Source organism: Paenibacillus sp. J31P316 (assembly GCF_056269105.1).
Genome location: NZ_JBWDNI010000005.1, coordinates 398,854 through 418,864 on the forward strand (window position 1 = coordinate 398,854; position 20,011 = coordinate 418,864).

At 56.6% G+C, this 20,011-nt stretch carries 16 protein-coding genes and 1 pseudogene; 10 read left to right on the forward strand and 7 right to left on the reverse strand.

All coding sequences use genetic code 11. The features are described from left to right. Positions 1–44: 44 nt before the first annotated feature. On the reverse strand, positions 45–1,493 hold the full coding sequence (locus AC0YNU_RS19195; protein ID WP_475759518.1) for an ABC transporter substrate-binding protein: 1,449 nt from the start codon (positions 1,491–1,493) through the stop codon (positions 45–47). Positions 1,494–1,708: 215 nt separating this feature from the next. Between AC0YNU_RS19195 and AC0YNU_RS19200 the strand changes: the two genes are divergently transcribed. The 3 genes from AC0YNU_RS19200 to AC0YNU_RS19210 are packed head-to-tail and all read left to right on the forward strand — an operon-like array spanning position 1,709 to position 6,676. Then, positions 1,709–3,550, forward strand: coding sequence for a sensor histidine kinase (locus AC0YNU_RS19200; RefSeq protein ID WP_475759520.1), 1,842 nt, complete (start codon positions 1,709–1,711; stop codon positions 3,548–3,550). Beyond that, the gene (locus AC0YNU_RS19205) at positions 3,525–5,003 is read left to right on the forward strand and encodes a response regulator transcription factor (protein ID WP_475759522.1); all 1,479 of its coding nucleotides are present in this window, start codon (positions 3,525–3,527) and stop codon (positions 5,001–5,003) included. The genes AC0YNU_RS19200 and AC0YNU_RS19205 overlap by 26 nt, the downstream gene beginning before the upstream one ends. 47 nt (positions 5,004–5,050) lie before the next feature. Next, positions 5,051–6,676: an extracellular solute-binding protein gene (locus AC0YNU_RS19210; protein ID WP_475759523.1), complete on the forward strand. Its 1,626-nt coding sequence runs from the start codon at positions 5,051–5,053 to the stop codon at positions 6,674–6,676. Between the two features lie 68 nt (positions 6,677–6,744). Here the strand turns inward: AC0YNU_RS19210 and AC0YNU_RS19215 are convergent, their stop codons facing one another. The 3 genes from AC0YNU_RS19215 to AC0YNU_RS19225 form a co-directional block, all read right to left on the reverse strand. Then, positions 6,745–6,891, reverse strand: a complete 147-nt coding sequence (locus AC0YNU_RS19215) for a lmo0937 family membrane protein (RefSeq protein ID WP_475759525.1) — start codon at positions 6,889–6,891, stop codon at positions 6,745–6,747. 222 nt (positions 6,892–7,113) lie between these two features. Continuing rightward, positions 7,114–8,802, reverse strand: a complete 1,689-nt coding sequence (locus tag AC0YNU_RS19220; RefSeq protein WP_475759527.1) for a hypothetical protein — start codon at positions 8,800–8,802, stop codon at positions 7,114–7,116. 235 nt (positions 8,803–9,037) lie between these two features. After that, on the reverse strand, positions 9,038–9,769 hold the full coding sequence (locus AC0YNU_RS19225) for a ThuA domain-containing protein (RefSeq protein ID WP_475759529.1): 732 nt from the start codon (positions 9,767–9,769) through the stop codon (positions 9,038–9,040). 185 nt (positions 9,770–9,954) lie between these two features. On the opposite strand from AC0YNU_RS19225, the gene AC0YNU_RS19230 reads away from it, so the two are divergent. From AC0YNU_RS19230 to AC0YNU_RS19250, 5 genes are all read left to right on the forward strand, one after another. Then, positions 9,955–10,884, forward strand: a complete 930-nt coding sequence (locus AC0YNU_RS19230; RefSeq protein ID WP_475759531.1) for a helix-turn-helix domain-containing protein — start codon at positions 9,955–9,957, stop codon at positions 10,882–10,884. Between the two features lie 31 nt (positions 10,885–10,915). After that, positions 10,916–11,422, forward strand: a complete 507-nt coding sequence (locus AC0YNU_RS19235; protein WP_475759533.1) for a GNAT family N-acetyltransferase — start codon at positions 10,916–10,918, stop codon at positions 11,420–11,422. A gap of 32 nt (positions 11,423–11,454) precedes the next feature. Then, on the forward strand, positions 11,455–12,231 hold the full coding sequence (locus AC0YNU_RS19240; protein ID WP_475759535.1) for a class I SAM-dependent methyltransferase: 777 nt from the start codon (positions 11,455–11,457) through the stop codon (positions 12,229–12,231). 64 nt (positions 12,232–12,295) lie between these two features. After that, positions 12,296–12,904 carry a GNAT family N-acetyltransferase gene (locus tag AC0YNU_RS19245; RefSeq protein ID WP_475759537.1) on the forward strand — a complete coding sequence of 203 codons (609 nt, stop codon included), beginning with the start codon at positions 12,296–12,298 and terminating at the stop codon, positions 12,902–12,904. After that, positions 12,897–13,358: a VOC family protein gene (locus AC0YNU_RS19250; protein WP_475759538.1), complete on the forward strand. Its 462-nt coding sequence runs from the start codon at positions 12,897–12,899 to the stop codon at positions 13,356–13,358. The genes AC0YNU_RS19245 and AC0YNU_RS19250 overlap by 8 nt, the downstream gene beginning before the upstream one ends. 717 nt (positions 13,359–14,075) lie before the next feature. Here the strand turns inward: AC0YNU_RS19250 and AC0YNU_RS19255 are convergent. Together AC0YNU_RS19255 and AC0YNU_RS19260 are read right to left on the reverse strand one after the other, a co-directional pair. Beyond that, complete coding sequence (locus AC0YNU_RS19255; RefSeq protein WP_475759540.1) at positions 14,076–15,965, reverse strand: galactose-binding domain-containing protein; 1,890 nt, start codon at positions 15,963–15,965, stop codon at positions 14,076–14,078. A 372-nt stretch (positions 15,966–16,337) separates the two neighbouring features. Further along, a complete protein-coding gene (locus AC0YNU_RS19260; RefSeq protein WP_475759542.1) occupies positions 16,338–17,291 on the reverse strand; it encodes a hypothetical protein in 954 nt (317 codons plus the stop codon). Positions 17,292–17,545: 254 nt separating this feature from the next. Here AC0YNU_RS19260 and AC0YNU_RS19265 point away from each other — a divergent pair, with 254 nt between their 5' ends. After that, entirely contained in the window at positions 17,546–18,508 is a 963-nt protein-coding gene (locus tag AC0YNU_RS19265) for a helix-turn-helix transcriptional regulator (protein WP_475759544.1), read from the forward strand. Between the two features lie 157 nt (positions 18,509–18,665). Here AC0YNU_RS19265 and AC0YNU_RS19270 read toward each other — a convergent pair. Continuing rightward, positions 18,666–18,902: pseudogene (locus tag AC0YNU_RS19270) on the reverse strand (DUF3977 family protein). A 419-nt stretch (positions 18,903–19,321) separates the two neighbouring features. Between AC0YNU_RS19270 and AC0YNU_RS19275 the strand changes: the two are divergent. Continuing rightward, on the forward strand, positions 19,322–19,657 hold the full coding sequence (locus tag AC0YNU_RS19275; protein WP_475759546.1) for a helix-turn-helix domain-containing protein: 336 nt from the start codon (positions 19,322–19,324) through the stop codon (positions 19,655–19,657). Positions 19,658–20,011 lie beyond the last annotated feature (354 nt).

Here is a 20,011-nt window from a genome sequence, read left to right on the forward strand (position 1 = left end):
CGGGCGCGGCGCTCGTCCTAGCCGCCGCGCCCGAACCGAATCCGTTATTTGCCGGAATAGAATTTCTTCGCTTCCGCCGCCATTTTGTTCACGTAGGCGTCCGGAGCGAGCTTGCCGGTCACGAGATCCATGAACACCGGAATGACCGTCCCCGTCGAGAAGTCGCCGCCGTTGTCGATACCGAAGCCCCAAGGCATGTTCGTCTTCGCGTTCTGGAACGCCGTCTCCGCATCGGCGAGTTGTGCCGGCCAAGCCGTGCCGACGGTTGCCGGGATCGCGACGGCTTTGGTCGCCATGCCTTCCTGCGCTTTCGCGCCAACCAGGTATTTCATCAGTTCGAACGCCGCAGGGATGTTCTTGCTGTCCTTGTTGATCAACAAGCCTTGCGCGCCGAAGGACAATCCTTGCACGCCGCCTTTGCCGTTGCCGTTCGGAACGTCGGGGAATTGGAACGAGCCCCATTGGAAGTCCGGACCGGCCGTCGCCGCGATCTCGTTCGGCAGCCACGTGCCGTTCAGGTACATCGCCGCTTTGCCGAGCGCCAGATCCTGTTGTCCTGCCGGATATTTGTTGCCCGCGATTTTCTTGGAGAGATAGCCTTTGTCCTGCAGCGTCTTCATGTCGTTCGCGAATTGCGTCACGATCGGATCCTTCCACAGGTCGCCCGTCTTATCCTTGACGAGGCCGTCCGTCCAATCGCTGCCCATCGCGCTGCCGAAGTAGCCGCCCATGAAGAGGTCGCGGTACGCGTCGTCGAACGTGATCGGCTCGACGCCGGACTGTTTCAGCAGCTCGCAGTCCGCGAGGAATTCATCCCATGTTTTCGGCGCTGACGTGATGCCTGCTTTGGCGAATATTTCCTTATTATAGAAGAACAGTACGGCGTACGGTTGTTGCGGAATCGCATAGTATCCGTCGTCCAACCCCGCAGGCACGGCGAGCGACTTGACCCAGTCGAGCAGGGACGGAATGATCGATTCCTTCACCGTCTTGCCGTCGCTGCCGATTGCCGACTGCTCGAGCAGGTCGTCGAGCTTAAGCACATGGTCCTTCAGGTTGGACAACGCCGAGCCGGGATCCTGTTCGAAAATATCGATCGACTCGCCGCTCTCGAGCGCCGGCTTGATCAGCTTGTTAATGTCGCGTCCGTTATATTTCACCTCCACGTCCACGTCCGGATTGACGGCTTCGAAATCCGCCACGGCCTCGTCGATGACTTTCGCCTGCGGCTCGGAATTGCTCCACATCGACCAGAAGGTGACTTTGCCCGACAGCTTGGCGGTCGTCGCGTTCCCGGTACCGGCGTCATTCGCGGATGCATCGTTCGCGGATGCATCGTTCGTGCCTGCCGCGTTATTCGTCGCGTTCGAATTGGCTGCTCCGTTTGCCGGCGCATTGTCCTTGTCGTTCGACGAGCCGCAGCCCGCCAATGCCGTGACCGTCAGCATCGTGGACATCAAAACGGTTGCGAATGCTCTGCTTTTCTTATTCACATTCCATTCCCCCTATAGTCGGTAATCGCTTTACAAGTGTGAGTATAGGGAATTTGCGGCGCCCAAAGTATGTCTCCCCGTTAGGAAAACATGGACGCAGATTAGGACTGCGCGCAGAAGCGATCCAACCGAAAAGAAAGATGATATAATCACCCTACATAGACTTGAACGCACCGAACCGTTATAATTCCTGCCCGCTAGAGAGGTGTTGCCGCATGATCCTGCTGAAGAAATTGCGCATTAAAACTCAGATTATGATCGCAGTCGGCGGCATGCTCGTCATTATGCTCATCATCATCTACTCGCTCTACGCCCAGACCTCCCGCATCGTCATTCACAACAACAACCAATATTCGGAAGAGACGATCCGCAAATTCCAGCTCTCCCTCTCGCAGAAGACGGACGAGATCGGCCAGATCATGCTGAATCTCGGCTTCGACCCTTATGTCCAAAAATTTCTGGTCCAGAACGATTCGAGTCTCTCGTACGAGATGAGCAAGGAGCTGGACCGCAAGATCATCTCGCTCAAAGCCGGCCGCAAAGGCATCGAGGACATCGTCCTGATCGGGGCAAACGGCACGAAGTACAGCCTGAACGGCGGCATCTCCTACGTGCAGGGCCTGGAAGCCGGCATCCTTGGCAGCAAATCCTCCTTCGTCAGCGGCTTGGAGAAATTCAGCTACAGCAGCAATCTGCAGAACAGCATGGTGTTCGCCCAGAATATCTACGCGATCGATATCGGCGGCGTCGAAGGCGGCAGCCAGATCGGCTATATCGCGGTCATCGCCAACGTGGATGCCATGTTCTTCGACATCGACAAGACGAACGCCGAGCCGGGCGTCGGCTTCTTCCTGATCGACCGTTACGGCAAAGTATTCCCGGACACCCATTCGCCCGATATCGAAAGAAGCTTTCGCGCGATGAGCAGCGATCCGCACGGCGAGCAGAAGCGGACGGATTACGTCGGCGGTGTCAAAGGAGCAATCCAGATTCAGAAGCTAGAGCCCATCCAGGCTTCCATGCTCAGCTTCGTGCCCGAGGAAGCGCTGCTGGCGGAGCTCAGCGCCGTTCGAACCCGCAGCATTCTGATCGTGATTCTTGCGCTGGTCTTGATGGCGATTCCGTTCTCCGTGATCATCAACAACATCCTGTACCCGATCCAAATTCTCGTGAAGTTCATTAACGGCATCAAATCCGGCCGGATCAAGGATCTCAAAATGACGCTGCAGCTTGAAGGCAACGTCGAGATGGAGGTCGTCGCCGAGAAGCTGAACGGGATGCTGGGCGAGATCGATGCCCTGACCCATAAGCTCGTCGAGACAACCACTCACCTGCTCGAAGCGGAGATCGAGAAGGAGAAGGCCGCCAGCGCGTATTTGCGCAGCCAGATCAATCCCCATTTCCTGTACAACACGCTGGAATCGATCAAAGGCGTCGCGCTCGAGGTCGAAGCCCCTCAGATCGTGGCTATGACCAAGGCGCTCGGCAAGCTGTTCCACTACAGCATCAAGGGCTCCGGCTACGTCACGCTCGACCAGGAATTGAACGCGGTCAAATCCTACGTATTCCTGCAATTGATCCGATTCGAGGGAAGATTCGACGTCCGGTACGATTTCACGGAGGAAGCGCTCCGGGCGCCGGTCATGAAGATGATTCTGCAGCCGCTCGTGGAGAACGCCATCTTCCACGGCCTGGAGCCGAAGACGACCAAGGGCCTGCTGACGATCAGCGGCCGCGTCGCCCATGACCACGAGTCCGCGCTCGTCATTCGGATCGAGGACGACGGCATCGGCGTGGAGGCCGATCTGCTGCGGGACATTCAGCATCAGCTGCTCGAGAAGCCGTCCTCGCTGAGCCAGGCCGGCCACGACCTATCCCGGGGCGGCAGCATCGGACTGCAGAACGTGAACAATCGGCTGCGGCTGACGTACGGTTCGGGATACGGATTGACGTTCGAGAGCGAAGCCGGCTCGGGAACCGCGATTACGCTCAAAATGCCTGGCGACATTCGACTACCTGGAGGGAACGGCGATGTACAAAGTGCTGCTAGTGGATGACGAGAACTTGGTGATCAAAAGCTTGGAGGCCGGCGTGGACTGGAGCAAGTCGGGCTTCAGCGTCGCGGGTAAAGCGGGCAACGGCACGAAAGCGCTTCAACTGGTCGAGGAGTTGAAGCCGCATATCGTGTTCACCGATATCCGCATGCCGGGCATGTCGGGCCTTGAGCTCATCAAGAATATCAAGACGCTGGACCCGGATATTCAAATCGTCGTCATCAGCGGCTACGCCGAATTCGCCTATGTCCAGAAGTCGCTGAATTACGGCGTGCTCGGTTATTGCCTGAAGCCGTTCGACGACTACGAGATCGAGACGCTGCTGCGGACCGCGGCCAAAACCATCGGCGAAATCAAGCAAAAGCGCGAAAGCCACCTGCTCGAACTGATGGACGACCAGCCGACCGCGACGTCGCGGGCCGCCTTTCAGCAGATCTTGGCCGATGCGGGGCTGCTCGCGGAGACGGTTCATGTCGTCGTTGCCGTCGGCAAAGGGCGGCTGACGTTCCCCGCAGGAACGAGGACGATCGGTTTCCATCTGGGAGGCGCGCGCTGCGGGTACTTCGCGCAAGCGCCGGACGGCGGCGGGCTGACGGACTTCCTGGGGACATCGGTTCCCGAGGGCATCCTCGGCATCGGCATCGTCCGCTCGGAACGAGAGATGAGCGCGATGATCCGTACGATCGAGCAAGCGACCGCGAGGGCGTGGGATTTCTTCATTTACGGCCGCAACGACTGCTTCGAAGAACGCGAAGACGGCGCTTCGGGAGACGAGAAGGCGAATGCGCTCGTCCGCGGCGTGGAGCTGGCCATCGCGAAGAAGAACGCCGTCCTGCTGCTAACGTTGCTGGGAGACATGCTGCTGCCGGCGAACAAAGGCTGCCTGCGCATCCAGCATGCGCTCAAAATTTACAACATCGTCTACTTCCACGCCTCCAACGGACGGACGAATTCGCCGGAGGACGATTATATTTTCAGCAAGGAGCAGCTCTTCCATCTCTATCGCAGCTTCGACGCGATGATCGGGAGCCTGGCCGAGCTGCTGCGCGATGCCGGCGGTTCCTCTCCGATTCGGGAGGAGAACAAGACCGAGCACGCCAATCTCAAGGAAATCGTCAAATATATCCACGAGCAGTACCGCACCGACATTTCCATCCAAAGCATCTCGAAACGGTTCTTCATGAACGCGAACTATCTGAGCCAGCTGTTCAAACGGGAAATGAAAGTGACGTTCACCGATTATTTGACGAAGGTGCGCATCCAGCAAGCCAAAGGCCTGCTGCGGGATTCGGGGCTGTCGATCGGCGAAGTGGCGGAGAACGTCGGCTTCCGTGATTATTTCTATTTTATCCGGACGTTCAAGAAGCACGCGCGGCTCACGCCGCGGCAGTACCGGCTTCAGGAGAAATCGGATGCCGGCAGCGAAATGCCGGCTCGCAAGGCGGAGGAACGATGATGGGCGGCATGAAACTTTCGGAACGAACGACGCGAGGAGCTCGACTCATGCGACTGGCTCGAGGGGCTCGAATGAACGGCATGATCCGCCGGATTGCCGCGCTTGCCGCTCTCGTCACGATGTTCACCCTGATCGCGGGCTGCCAAAGCGCCATGTCCACCACTTCCATCCCGCCGCGGTCCGCTGCGTTGTCGGAGCATATGGATATTTCGGTCGCCCTCTGGGATCTCGCCGAGAACATGACGCCAGACGACCCGCTCGTGCATCAACTGGAGCAGAAGCTGAACATTACGATCAAACCGGTTCCCATTACGACCGAGAACTATATGCCCCAGTTTCAAATCTGGGCCTCGACGGGGCAGTTGCCCGATATTTTCTCCAGCGACGCCATCAACTCCAGGTACTACAACGAATGGCGGGATCGCGGCGTCATCCGGGCGCTGCCGGACGACCTGTCCGCCTATCCCAATCTGAAAGCGTATCTGGACACCTCGGAGACCGCGAAGCTGAAGGATAACGGCAAGATGTATTTTATTCCGCGCAAGACGTACGACAGCACCGATTACAACGTGCTCGACCGTCTCGTCATCTACCGCTGGGATCTCGCGCAGCAGGCCGGCATCACCAAGGAGCCCGAGACCTGGGAGGAATTCCGGGCCATGCTCGCTGCGATCGTCGACAAGGATCCCGAAGGCAAACGCATCACCGGCCTGACGAGCGTCAACAATTTGCTGCTCGGCGGCTTGTTCTGGCTGTACAGTTCGCCGGCGGCCACAAGCGACGGCAGCGGGAGCGACTTCAAGTGGGTGAAGGAGAACGGGAAATACATTCCCGCCGTATTCTCCGAGCATGCCGTCGATTCGCTCCAGCTGCTCCGGGACTTCTATGCGGACGGGCTGATCGATCCGGATCTGCCGGCCACCCGAGGCGAGATGGGACGGGATAAATTCGCCCAAGGCAAGTCCGCCGCGCTCTTGATCGCCGGCTCGATCCAAAGCGTCGACATCAATATCTATCGGGAACGATGGCTGAAGCTCCATCCGGGCGATACCCATTTCTACGACAACGTCAAAGTGCTGAAGCCGCTTCCCGCGGTGGACGGCAACCGGTATCACGCCGTGTTCAAGCCGTTCTGGTCGGAGAGCTACATCTCCGCCAACGTCAGCGACAAGAAGATGGAGCGGATTCTGCAATTGTTCGATTACATGAACTCGCCCGAGTTCAAGGATATGCGCCATTACGGGTTGAAGGACGTCGACTACGCCGAATCTGCCGATGGCACGAAGAAGATGGTCGATCCCGGCGTCAGCCTGCTGACGAAATACAAGTATTTCTCGAGTCTCGCGAACCTGCTGGACTGGGACGGCATGTTCAAGCTGAATCCGGCCAACGTCAGCATCACTCCCGAGGGGCAGGCCGCCCAGCGCGAGCTGCTCGATTATTCGATGCAGACGACCAAGAAGCAAGCCTACGACAGCCGGCTGACGGACCTGTCCACGCCGACGAAGGACAGCTTCACGATCTTCGACAGCGACGACATGATCCGGGTGATGATCAGCAAGCTGCCGGTCGAGACCATCTGGAAGGAGATCGTCGACGGCTACAAAGCGAAGGGACTCGACAAGATGATCGAGGAAGTGAACGCCAAGGCAAAGGAATTGGGCATCGAGTAGATGCGCCGTGCTACACGAAGAAATGGACCTGTATCTGCCGATACAGGTCCATCTTCATATTCATGCGGTTAACGGCTTCTTCTGCCCGCGACCAGGTTATAGATCAGCGCGATCAGTGCGATTACAAGGAGGATATGGATCAATCCGCCCGCGATATGCAAGCTAAAACCTAGCAGCCAAAGTACCATCAGAATTACGAATACGCCCCATAACATGTGCATGTCCCCCTTCGTGTCATCTTATTCATGGGTTGTTATTACCACGGCAAGCGAAAGTTAATCATGGAAAATATTAACATTCATAAAATTCGGTTCCAAGAACACCTGATTGCCCGCTGTCTGATTAGGCGTCTTGACGCAAAAAGCCGAATGAACCGCAGGCATGCCTTCGGTTCATTCGGCGGGCGGCTTACGCTGGCCGCGGTCGCTATCGATGGATCACGTCGTCGCTTCGGGGATGACCCCTTCCCGTTCCAGCGCGGAAATGTTGAAATAGGTGACGCCATGGAACCGAACAATCCAATAGTTTGCACCGCCCAAGCCGTGTTCCATTCCCTGATCTTCTATTTGCTCCCAATCGGGAGTCAGGCTGAGTTGTTTGAGCATCTTGGGCGGCTTGGAGTCGCTCATGAGGTAATAGTAGTCTTCCTCGTTCAACATGCCGAGACGCTCGCCGGAGAAGAACGAAACGCCGTGGATCTGCTTCAACAGATCCTCCGATATCCATCCTTCGCTGAGCCTCGGCGGAAGCGGAGTCCCTTGCTTCACGGCGGAAGCGTAATTCGGATCGGCGTCGTCCGCGTAGCCCATGTAGCTCTTGCCGCCCGCCGGCGGCTGCTGCTCTCCGGTTCCCGGAGCTCCGCCGCCCGTTCCGCTGTCCGCTTCTGCCGGCTCAACGATCACCATCATCTCCACCCACTTGGCGACGGCAGATGATCCGAATTGCTCGAGATGCCGGTAATCGGGACCATAGAGCGCAACCGAATAATAACCGAGGCCCTGGTCGAGGGCGATCATGCTTGCAAAGGCATTGTCCCTTACCGCGATTCTCCTGGACGTTTCATACGCGATTTCCATGCTGCCCGTACGGTCGGAATCCCCGTTAACGGGCCCGTAATGCTTAATGTTCAGATACAGCTGATCAAAATCCGCCTGAACGCCAAGAATCGTTCCCGCTAACGGCAGCCCGTCTCCTTCGCGGATCGTTACGTAGCCGGAGGACGGCTCCCGCAGCGATAGATACGCCCTGCCTTCCTCCGTCAGCGGAACGGGAACGGTAACGCCCGGAGCCATGCGGCGCAAGATGTTCATATACGCGAAATTCTCGGTTCCCTCCGTCAATCGCAGTTGATTGTTGCCCGGGCTCAGCATGACGGCATAACTCACTTCTTCATACGTTCTGCCGTCCAGCATCATTTTCTTGCCCGTCCTCTTCCCGGTTAAGTTCTGCCAGCCGCCGCTGCTTGGCGAGAACTCCAGCAAGGGCGGCTTCAGCTCCGGCTGGAGCAGTACCGAGAACGTCGCCTGCTCCAGGTACGTCATCCGGTCAGGCCTCATTGACGCGATGATCGTGCTGTACCAGTTCCAGATCATCGTCCCATGGTCCAAGCGAATGGCTATGCCGAGCCAAGGGAGTGCCCTTACCGGAATGTAGGACCGTCCTTCGAGTACGAACGGCGCCGGAATCTTAATCGCGGCAAATAGTTTCCCGTCCGCCGTATAGAGCTGATCCCGGCCTGGCCGGAAGGCGACCTCCTGCCGCATGGACGTCACTTCCGGCTTCATGATAATGCGCGTCTCCCGCTTCGTCCAATCCCATCGGATGCTGGAGGCTGCTCCGCTTTCCGCCAGGAGATGGAGCGGCACGAACACGCGGCCTTCCTTGACGATCGCTTTGCCCGGCTGAATGGCATGGCCGTCGAGCGAAGCCTGCGTTCCGTTCAGATCGAACTTCATTTCGTGCCGAACGCGATACACCTTCGCGATAGCCGACTCCTGAACATTACCTTCGTCCCCAGCCGCCGCGCGGGCCTCCTCGGCCGGAGCCGCGAAAGCACTCAGCCCGATGCTCAGCATCGTCACTGCGCCCATAATCATCCTCGCCCATCTCTTCACCTTCAATATCATTCCCCTCTCCTATGCCAGGATATCCCAGATCTATCTTCACCTTTAACAAGACGCTGGGCGGAGCCGGTTAGTTGCTAGGTTTGCTCACTTTTTCCTGAAAATAGGATGTTTTCCATGCATGACAGACGCCCAAGAACGCCAAAAAGCCGAATGAACCCGCACGGCTGGAATGCCTTCGGTTCATTCGGCTTCTTGCTATTGCATGCGGTTAAGCTCGGTGACGAACGGCTGCGGATTACTTCGCTTTGATCTCCTCGAGCGGTTGCGCATGGCCGTATTTCGGATACTCGCGGCCGACCGGCGCTGCCCATTTCACGGCATTGTCGATCACCTTGCGCACGTTCGCGTCGCGGTAGGTCGGATACGTCTCGTGGCCCGGGCGGAAGTAGAACACTTTGCCGGAGCCGCGCGTGTAGCAGCAGCCGCTGCGGAACACTTCGCCGCCTTCGAACCAGCTCACCATGACGAGCTCGTCCGGCTGCGGAATATCGAAGTGCTCGCCGTACATTTCTTCCTGCGGCAGCTCGAAGTATTCGCCGAGGCCGGCCGCGATTGGATGCGCCGGGTTCACGATCCAGATGCGTTCTTTCTCGTCGGCTTCGCGCCATTTCAGGTCGCAGCCCGTGCCCATCAGCTTCTTGAAGATCTTCGAGAAGTGGCCGGAGTGCAGGACGATCAAGCCCATGCCGTGCAATACGCGATTCTGTACGCGCTCGACGATTTCGTCGCTCACTTCGTGATGGGCCAGATGTCCCCACCAGATCAGGACGTCGGTGTCGTTCAGCACTTCTTCGGTCAAGCCATGCTCCGGCTCGTCGAGCGTCGCGAAGCGCAGCTCGCCTTGTACGTTCAATCCCTCGGCAATCGCGGCATGCATCCCTTGCGGATAGATTTCGCCTACCTTCGGGTTCAATTTCTCATGTCGGTATTCGTTCCAAATCGTGACGTTGATCGTTGGTTGTGTCATGTTCGTCTCGTTCCTCCTGTAAGGGCATTCATGATAGCTTTTATTATAAGGAACGCGGCGCCGGGGATCGATTGCAGATCAAGGATTTTTTTTACGGTATCCTGTCATCGGGCATGCAAAACCGCCGATTCGTGCTACACTGGATTTACGCGATCGAAGACTAACCTGGATCCAAGGAGCCTCTAATGACAGCCGAAATCTACCATGAGCATGTTGCCTACCAGAATCCGTTTCTCGCCATTAAGATCTGGCAGATCGATTCCGACCGCGAGACGAACAGGGCGCTTCGCCTGAGCAAGCAAACCGGCCGGAAGCTGCCTTTTCCCGCTTGGAATTATCACGACGAGATCGAATTTCTGCTCATTCTCCGCGGAGAAATGACCGCCTATTACGGGGACGAGCAGCTGCCGCTGCGCAAGGGGGACGTTGCCCTGTTCGGCTCGGCGGAGCCTCATACCACCGTGCAAACGAAGGACAGCCCGCTCAGCTACCTTGTCTTTCAATTGAACCTCCGCACTTACTGGGACCACAGCACGATGAACAACATGATGCATTTTGCAGAGATTATCCGGCCGCTCAGCGCGCTTAATTATATCTTCCAAGAGAACCGGGAAGCCCGCACGGCAATCGCTTCGCTGATTCGCGATATCCATAAGGAAATGAACGATCGGCAGATCGGCTGCGAGCTGGCGGTCTCTTCCCGCATCAAGATGATTTTGCTGCTGCTCCTGCGGGGCGACAGCCGCAAGCTGCTTCACTACCATGATCACCTGCTGTACGACAGGCTGCGCCCGGCGATCAACTACGTGGAGGAGCGCTTAAGCGAGAAGCTGTCCGTCGAGGCGGTCAGCGAACAGCTGAACATGAGCCCGACGCATTTCATGAAGTCGTTCAAGAAGGCGCTCGGCATGACCTTCACATCGTTCGTCGTCTTCAAGCGCATCAAGCGCGCGGAGCAGCTGCTCCTGACGAGCGACATCAGCATTGCGGACGCCGCGGTCGCCGTCGGCATGTCCAACCTGGGACATTTCTATCAGCTGTTCAACCGTCTGAACGGTTGCTCTCCGAAGCAGTTCCGGGACCGGCTGCGGACGGACGCCGCGCTGCGAGCGTGAAGCGACAAGTTAAAATGGAGGAACGTATCCGATGTCCGATTCGCTGTCGGGTCTTATCCATTTACGCGCAACGACGCCGGAGGATATCCCGTTTGTCTGCTCTGCCGAGTCCGACCCGGCAAATGCCCCTTACGTCGGGCAATGGGAGCCTGACCGGCATTTAGCCGCATTAACAGATGAAGATAGCGCTCATTTCATCATCGCGCATAAGAACGAAGGTCGGATCGGATATCTCATCCTCTCCGGCTTGCAAGACCCGCACGGTTCCGTCTGCATTAAGCGCATCGTCGTTCAAACCAAAGAGCGGGGCTGCGGGAAAGAAGCGTTAAGGCTCGCGCTGCATTGGCTGTTCGGCCCCGTATCGGCCCATCGCGTATGGCTCGACGTGAAGGCGTTTAACGATCGCGCCCGCCATGTTTACGCGTCCCTCGGATTCGTCCATGAAGGCATGCTGAGGGAATGTCTTCGCGTCGGCGACCGCTACGAGTCGCTGGTCGTCATGTCGATGCTGCGGAGGGAATACGACGCTTCCTTTTGAAGATTCCACTTTGCAATGGGAGAGTGAGTAGGATGAACGAGTCGGTTCTTGATTTCTATGACGAGCTAACGGAAGATTACCATCTCTTGTTCGCGGATTGGAAGCGTGCGGTTGCATGGCAAGGGGACGTGTTAAGCAAGCTCATCGATGCGAAGCTCGGCGGGACGAGCGACGCCGCGGCTATTTCGCTTCTAGATTGCTCTTGCGGAATCGGCACGCAAGCGATCGGGCTGGCTCAGCATGGTTATCAAGTCAGCGGCACGGATTTGAGTCCCGCTTCCGTAGCGCGAGCACGGCAAGAGGCCGCGTCTTTTGGCGTGGACATTCCATTCGGCGTGGCTGATTTTCGTACGTTGGCACAAGAGGTGGCCGGCGAGTTTGACGTCGTTCTCTCGGCGGATAATGCCGTCCCCCATCTGCTGACGGATGAGGATTTGATGCTCGCCTTGCGCAATATGCATGCCAAAGTCAAACCTGGGGGCGTTCTGCTGCTTACGATGAGAGATTACGACGAGCTGGCGCAGGAGAAGCCTAGAGCTTCGGAGCCGCGCACGTTCGATAACGGGAAACGGATCGTTTTTCAGGTATGGGACTGGGCGGACGATGCGAGAACGTACCGAACCAACCATTTTATCCTGCAAGAAACCGATGGGCAGTGGATCACCAAGCATAGCCAGACCCGGTACAGAGCTTTATTGCGCGATGACTTGAGCCATGCGCTGCAAGCCGTCGGGTTCTCGGATATTGCGTGGCTGATGCCTGCGGAAAGCGGGTATTACCAACCGGTTGTGACGGCAATGAAATTGTGAGTTCGGAGAGCTGATTAGAGGCACCTACTGACCGATTCATACCTTTTACTGAGGAGTCTAACCCATGGAATTGCATACGATTACGCTGGAAGGAGACCGCGTTCGCCTGCTTCCGCTCCATATTGATCATGTCGAGCAATTATTCAACGCCATTGATCGGCCGGAAGTGTGGATGTATCTGCCTTGCCGCATGGAGAGTTTGGAGGATATGACGGCTCACGTCCGGGAAGCGCTGGAAGGCCGGGATCGAGGGACCGACTTGCCTTTCGTCGTGTTGGATAAGGAGTCGAATCAATTGGTCGGGATGACGCGAGTGCTTGGCATTTCAACCGAGGACCGCAGTGCCGAGATCGGCTGGACATGGTATTCTTCCAAGGTTTGGCGCACGCGGGTGAATACGGAGTGCAAATATTTGATACTGAATTATTGCTTCGAGGTACTACATACCATTCGCGTGCAATTAAGAGCAGATCTGCGCAATACGCGTTCCAACGAGGCCATTCTTAGAATCGGCGCCAAGCAAGAAGGCATATTTCGTAAAAACAAAATTTTGTACGACGGACATATCCGGGATAGCGTTTTTTACAGTATTCTGGAAGAGGAATGGCCGGAGGTACAACAACGGTTAAGTCAGATGCTCGCCATTAACAAAGGAGCTGATCCTATTGGTTGAACGCGCTGAAGATCGGAAGCTGGACAAGGATGGAATTGCACGAGGTAAAGCACGCATCAAGAATGCGCTGCAGGTTCGATTGGTTTCGAATCTCGAGCAAGCCAGAGCGTATTATCAAGATGTATTAGGTTTCAAGGTTGATGGCTGGAACCATGTCGAACGCGATGGCGTCGGCTTCCTGCTCCAGCAAGCCGATAGGCTCGAAGATGTTCGGCCCAATGCGAAGCCTTCGCCGATGGATTACCCTCACGACTGGCCGGGTCCGCCGACAAGCTGGGATACATACGCGTACTCGGATTTTGACGGCGTCCAATCGTTGTACGAGGAATTCGCGGCGAGCGGAGCCATCATTGCGTATGCCCCGCTTATTGAAGCGATGGGGAGCAGCCAGTGGAAAGAGTTTGCGGTGAAAGATTTGGACGGGTATGTGATTGTGTTTGGCGGGAGAAATTAGGTTTGGGAGGGAGAGGCCATCGAACGGATAGTAACGGCAGGGGCGTATGTGAAGGTTGACGGTTATTTCCTGTTTCAAGTGGGACCTACCAAGTCGGGAACTACGTTAGGCGTCGTTAGGCTAGGCGGTCATCGGGAGAATGGTGAAACGGGCTGGCAATGCGCATCACGCGAAGCCTATGAAGAAGCGTCCGTTCATATAACGCCCCTCGCGCCGCCTGCCACCTATTGGTATCGAGCTGCCGACAATCCAGAGCTGGAGGCTGGCGATTGGCCAGACCACGAATGCCCGCCAATTCTTGTAGGTAGACGACAAGACAGCGAATTACTGACACCTATTTACTTAGCCGTTTCTCTGACACCTCCCGTGCCGGCCATGGAGACACATGGTCTTCTACTCTTGAAGCCTGACGATATTAGACGTATTAACGTAAGAACACTTACGCTGGGACAGTATCTCCACTCAGGCGGCAAAGCGGTATTCAAGGAACGGTTACCTCTGCATCTGCCGTTGGAGCCTTTTCCGCATCTGCGGCTTCTTGAAACCTTGATCGGCATGCATCCCGAACTAGCAGATTAGTGAACAATAAAATAGACAAATTAATCATCCTCCTTTTCTCGAAAATCCAACCTCTCGGCTCCACGCGAAACTAATGAAAGCCTGGGGGCGAAGTCTACCTTCGCCCCCAGGCTTTCTGCCTTGACCACTCCTTAATTATTAATTCGTCACTTCAAACTCGTACAGAATCGGCGTGCTGGACCCGCCAGTGTAATAGATTCTCGCTTTCGTGCCCGTCACGGCAGGGAACGTAACCGCCGTCGGCGCGCCAGATCCGCCGATCGTCGTGCCGGTATAGGCCGTCGCCCAGCTCGCTCCGTTCCAATACTCGATGCGGTACCCCGTCGTCCGGTTGCCGTACTCCGACAGCGCAACGCGGTTGAACGTGGTGCTCGCGCCAAAATTCACTTCCGCCCACTGCCCGTTATAAACGGAGCCGAGTGCCGCTTGCCAGTCAGTGGAAGAATTACCGTCGAACGCTTTGTCCGCCGTTTGGGAGGCGTCCCAGTTGGTGGAGCTGGCGTACGTTTTGCCTGCGGCGAGATTGACGTACTGGCGGTTGATTTCGAATTCGTAGAGGATCGGTGTGAAGCTGCCTCCCGTAAAATAAATTCTCGCTTTCGTACCCTTCACGGTCGGGAACGTCGCCGTCGTCGGAGACGCTGAGCTGCCAATCGTCGTGCCGGTATAAGCCGTTGCCCAGCTTGCGCCGTTCCAATATTCAATGCGGTACCCCGTGGTGCGGCCGCCATATTCCGACAGCTTCACTTGATTGAAGCTCGTGTTCGCGCCGAAGTCCACCTGCACCCATTGCCCGTTATAGGCCGAGCCCGAAGCGGCTTGCCAGTTGGTTGCGCCATTGCCGTCGAACGCTTTGGCCGCCGTTTGGCTGGCGTCCCAGTTCGAAGAGCTGCTGTACGCCTCGCGGTCGAGCGCGAGGTTCGCGGGATTAACGGATGGGCGAAGCACGTTCTTGATCGCGTCGAGCCGTTCCGTTCCATCGAACAACGTCGGCGCGATCCAGCCGCCTTCGTCGTATTCGTTCCACGCGTACATGATGACCGCGTTCGCTTCCGCCGTCGACGAGTTGCTGCCCACCCAGTTCAGCGCGTTGGTCAGGTTTGACGCGATCTCCGAAGGCGCCGCGGTCTGGACCCAGTCGTTCGGTCCGACCGTCATCCAGCTCACGGGATGGTCGTACCGCGGACGCGTGTCGATGCCCGTCGTCACCCACGGAATGACTTTCTTGCCCGTTGCCTTATGGCTGTTCCAGTTGGACTGGTCTTGTGCCATCAAGCCCGAATAAGCCCCGCCACCGCCGGCCCACGTATTGTAGGCGCTGATCGCGTCCGCCCCGATCGAGGAAGCCGCACTCGATGCCCCGGACGAATTGTCGGACATGACGACGACGTATGGGCTCGCAAGCCCCGCCGCGGTTGCCTTGTTCCGAATCGAGGTAATGTCCGCGGCACTGTAACCGCCCGTTCCGCCGAAAATATACAGCAGCGGCCGTCCACCCATCACCTTTTGGTAATTGCTCTCCTGGAACTTGCTCACCAGCCAATCGAACTTCGTCGACGGCAGACTGCCCGTTCCGAGGATGTACGTGTATTTCACGTCGCTCTTATGCGTGCTGGAATCATACAGATTTCTGGCCGTGTCCATGCCGCTGTCATCCGGATAATAGCAGAACGCCCAGTAGTCGATGCCCGCATACTTCGCGAAAGCGATGTCCTGGTCCGTTAAGCTCTGCGTGAGCTGACGCGCGTTGACGGAGTTCGTTCCCGTCTCCACCCCGAAGAACGGCAGTCGAAAATGATACTTGTTCGGTCCGAGCGTCTGCTCCACCTGCAAGCCGACCTGCGCCGCGCCGACGCCGTCGGTGTTCAACGTCCCCACCCAGGCATCCCAGCGAATGGCGCCTACCAGCGTGTGATTCGGATTGTCTGCATACGCATGCGGCGCCTGCGTCAGTGTCCGAGCCGGCAATAATCCCGTGGCGACCATCAGTACGATAGCGGCTGAAACCAACCGTTTGAATGTTCTCATGACCTGCACTCCCTCTCGTATAAGGTTTTGACCAACCTAGTGAAGCCGAGTTCCCGATCAAATCCCCCTTTGCTTCGAATAATATCTGCTTGCACGAAGAGTATAGCGCTTTCATTAGTTGGATGGGATTGCCCCGGTTTACCTTTTCGATGTTCCGTTTTACTGTCTCTTATAAAGCGGAGGGCAACGCCCGCTCTGTGCCGGAGGCGGTGCCTGGACTGCTAGGCAAAATCGCCGGCGTCTTCGCCGGTCGGAAGAAATCGTACATCCATCGTCAAAAATCAAAAAAGCTATTGCCGGCGTATATAAAACCACCGGCAATAGCTTAATTATGTCTAGGCATAGATGCAATATTCGCTTCGACGCCAACCCTTACTCTTTTGGGATCGACGCCATGCAGATCTGCGAGGAGATGTCCCAGCTGTATTTGCCACGGCTGCCCTCGTATAGTATGACGAACGCATCCTCGGTCTCGATCAGCGCCGGGAACCAGATCGCGCCGCCGTCCTCCTGCCCCATCGCGCCGCAGCCGAAGATCGGATTGCCGGGATGGCGCTCCCAGTTCAAGAGATCCGTCGAACGGGCGAGGCCGAAGAAATCCGGCTCGTCCGCCAGGTACGAGCTTCCGCCGTACATCATGTAAAAGTGATCCCCGTCCTGCATCAGCCGTGCCGTCACGATGGACAGCGCGTCCCAGCTGCCCGCCTCGCCTACGAAGATTGGCGCTTCCGACACGGATTCGAAATGAATGCCGTCCTTCGAACGCGACAGATAGAGGCGATAGCCGTTATCCTCCAGCAGTTGATAGATCATATAGATGTAGCCGTCATTCACGATGGCTGCCGGAGCACGGCCCTCCATGATGTTGCCGACCTTCTCGAAGTGCACGCCGTCTTCGCTGACCGCGAGGCCGACGCAGTCGGGACCTGCTCCGATCGCGGAATAGTAGACGTAGACTCGGCCGCCGAACTCGACCACGGAGGGATCGAGCACGTCCTTGCAGTCAAACTCGCCCGGACCGCCGACGTCCACGATTGGCTCGCCGTCATTCAGGTCGCGCAGCTCGATGGTGTTCCGCGTGACGCTGACGATCTCGGCTACGCCCAGCCGGTCATGGCGCTGTCCGTCCGTGCCTGGCTGGATGCCGTTGCCCCGATAATAGAGCAGCTGCCTGCCGCCGAAGGTCAACGTATCGGGATTCGCGACCCAGACGCTCCGCCACGTATCGCCGCTTGCCGGGATGACGGGATTATGCTCGGAATGATGCCAAGACAAGCAGTTTTGCTGGTAGTTGCCTTTGAAGAGCTGCCATAGTTTCTCGCTCATGTGTATGCATGCCTCCTGTTTCTTTCCTCCCACTATAGCGCTCACCGGAGAACGGAACAAGGAACGAACGAAACAATTACTTGGACTTTTGAAACTAGTTTATCTTCCCTGTACCGTCTCTTCCGCATGAAGCTGCAGCGTCAACAGATGAATTGACACGGATGTTCGCTGAGAATACGATAGGATGAATCAAGTTTCTTCAGCCTGAACCGGCTTGAAGGAATGAAACGTTCGCAGGAGAGAAGGAATCGGAGATGCCGCTAAACGATCTGATCGTCCATATTCCGCCGCTGCCCCATTTCCTCACCGCGGGACAGGATGTATTTCCGCCCGGAAGCCGGCATGTCGAGCGGCAGCAGATCGGCGTCTTCGATCTGATCGTCGTGACAAGCGGCGCGCTGTACATGGGGGAAGCCGGCACGGACATGCAGGTCGGGGCTGGACAGGCGCTCATTCTGCGGCCGGATTTGCACCATTATCCGACGAAGCCGTGCGAAGCGGAGACGCATTTTTACTGGATTCATTTTCAACTCGGGTCTCCGTGGGGCGAGCCGACTGGGTCGAGCAGACTAAACGGACTGGGCGGGCCGAGCAGGTCGAACGGGTCGAGTAGCCACTCCGCGCAGCAGCTCGCTGCCCGGTGGGGCTCGGACAATAACCAACCCGCGGAGCACGTACAGCTGAGCGACTTCGGCCATCAATACGAACTTCGTCTGCCGCGGTATGCAGCCTTGTGGAGTCCGCAGGAGACCTATGCCGACATCGAAGGCTTGCTTGCACTGAGTGCTCATGCGGACTTGGCCGGCAGTTGGAAGCAGCAAACGATCTTTCACCGGCTGCTGTTCCGTCTGTGCAAGGAAGCGCAGCAGGACCGTACGGAGTCGGCGGTGACCAAGCTCGCGGAACGTACGGCCTCGTGGCTGAAAGCCAACTACCGGCAGTCTATTACTAATGAGCGGCTGCGAGATGAGCTGAACTATCACCCGATCTATATCACCCGGTGCATGCGCGCCGTCTATGGCCGATCGCCGAACGAGTTTCTGAACGAATATCGCTTGGAGCAGGCGAAGCTGCTGCTGCTCACGACGGACAAGCCCGTGACCGATATTGCGGGGGCCGTCGGTTTCGAGGACCCGGCTTATTTTGCCCGCCGATTCACCGCTTCCGCCGCGATGAGTCCCTCGGCTTATCGGAAGCAGTTCGAGGTACGGGGGTGAACGTAATCGTGGATAAAATTACCTAATTACACACAAAGATAATACAAGGGCTTTGGCTGCGTAACAGGGTTGGCGAAGTGTTGGATGAGAGGAGAGTACTGTGATAAATCGAGGATCTGCGCGGAGTTCTGGGTGCTTGATGACTCGCAATCATGACTTAATGACTGCTAATCCCTACGATTATCTTGAACGCCTTGCGATTCTTTCTTGCTCGCTTGAAACCTTCCCTGACATCCAGTACCCACACCGTCTGCCGAATTCAAATGCGGATATATAGGGAATGGAGCTTGACTGGCCGAACGACGCCTGCCTCTTCGACCTCCGTGCCATCCGCTAATTCGGTTTCCGTTCTCACCAGCCAGCGATTGCCGATGCCGAATTCGATATATTTCAGGATAATCACTCCTTGGAATCTGCCGCTGGGCTTAGGCTGTCAATGTGAACCTTATGCCGCCAATAGCCGGCTCATTCAATTTCGGTGCTCGAGCCCGCCTATCCGCTACCGTTACTATTCGTTTCGCATATTGCGATGCCCTCCATGATGGGCGATTGCCACTTGCCCCAGCCAACTAGCCACCAGACTCTAGCCCTAAGTTCTTCCCCCTTAACCCTCGAACTTCTCAAATAAATGCAAATCTGCACTTATTTCCGAAATCGGAACGGGCTTAGAACAAAATAAATGCAAATATGCAGTTATTTCATCGATTTATCGCTGAAAACGCTCGAGGTTGGCGGATTAGTTGCAGATTTGCAGTTATTTCCGTATTTTCGAGCAAAGCCGCCGAGAATAAGTGCAGAATTGCAGTTATTTCTATGCATGAAGAGAACGACAGACACGGTTTGCAAGGAGCAGCCCGATCGGACGAAATCTCGACGCTTAAGTCCGCCGATCCGGCACCGATATTAACTTCCCTGCAAAGTGATGCTTCCTTGAAGGGCTTCAAGGAAGTGTACGGCATGACGCCGAAGCAGTATTTGATGCAGCTGCGGACCCAGAAAGCGAAGCAATGGCTGACGGAGACGGATCAGACGGTGGAGGAAATCGCCGACCGGCTGATGTTCTCGTCCCCCGCTCATTTCACCAAATATTTCATTCAACAAACCGGAAGCTCGCCGTCCCACTATCGGGCGAAGAAAGACATCTCCTAGGCTAGCGCGGAGTGACAATGGCCATATCACCTCGAGGCCTTCTCCCAACAACAGGCCCCCAATAAAAACAAGGCCTCAACAAAACAAATTTGTTGGGGCCTTATCGTATTCGGCATCTACATGCCATTGGTTTACAGCAAGTCGCTTCATGCGGTTCGTTCATGCGGTTCGTTCATGCGGTTCGTTCATGCAGGCTTGTTGAACTTCCAGGTTGGTTAGGGCGTCTGCCCATACACGGATATGTGGACCTCTGTCAAGAAAGTAGACACCAGCTATGACCCGGTTCTCTTATCAAACTGAGCTGCGAAACGAATCGGGGACAGGTAGCCTAGCGAGCCGTGGATCCGTTTACGG

Coding starts and splice junctions, on each gene's coding strand:
- AC0YNU_RS19255 (WP_475759540.1), bottom strand. CDS start 15,965: ATGAGAACATTCAAACGGTTGGTTTCAGCCGCTATCGTACTGATGGTC.
- AC0YNU_RS19265 (WP_475759544.1), top strand. CDS start 17,546: ATGCCGCTAAACGATCTGATCGTCCATATTCCGCCGCTGCCCCATTTC.
- AC0YNU_RS19260 (WP_475759542.1), bottom strand. CDS start 17,291: ATGAGCGAGAAACTATGGCAGCTCTTCAAAGGCAACTACCAGCAAAAC.
- AC0YNU_RS19205 (WP_475759522.1), top strand. CDS start 3,525: ATGTACAAAGTGCTGCTAGTGGATGACGAGAACTTGGTGATCAAAAGC.
- AC0YNU_RS19225 (WP_475759529.1), bottom strand. CDS start 9,769: ATGACACAACCAACGATCAACGTCACGATTTGGAACGAATACCGACAT.
- AC0YNU_RS19230 (WP_475759531.1), top strand. CDS start 9,955: ATGACAGCCGAAATCTACCATGAGCATGTTGCCTACCAGAATCCGTTT.
- AC0YNU_RS19210 (WP_475759523.1), top strand. CDS start 5,051: ATGCGACTGGCTCGAGGGGCTCGAATGAACGGCATGATCCGCCGGATT.
- AC0YNU_RS19275 (WP_475759546.1), top strand. CDS start 19,322: ATGCATGAAGAGAACGACAGACACGGTTTGCAAGGAGCAGCCCGATCG.
- AC0YNU_RS19235 (WP_475759533.1), top strand. CDS start 10,916: ATGTCCGATTCGCTGTCGGGTCTTATCCATTTACGCGCAACGACGCCG.
- AC0YNU_RS19215 (WP_475759525.1), bottom strand. CDS start 6,891: ATGTTATGGGGCGTATTCGTAATTCTGATGGTACTTTGGCTGCTAGGT.
- AC0YNU_RS19220 (WP_475759527.1), bottom strand. CDS start 8,802: ATGATATTGAAGGTGAAGAGATGGGCGAGGATGATTATGGGCGCAGTG.
- AC0YNU_RS19200 (WP_475759520.1), top strand. CDS start 1,709: ATGATCCTGCTGAAGAAATTGCGCATTAAAACTCAGATTATGATCGCA.
- AC0YNU_RS19245 (WP_475759537.1), top strand. CDS start 12,296: ATGGAATTGCATACGATTACGCTGGAAGGAGACCGCGTTCGCCTGCTT.
- AC0YNU_RS19240 (WP_475759535.1), top strand. CDS start 11,455: ATGAACGAGTCGGTTCTTGATTTCTATGACGAGCTAACGGAAGATTAC.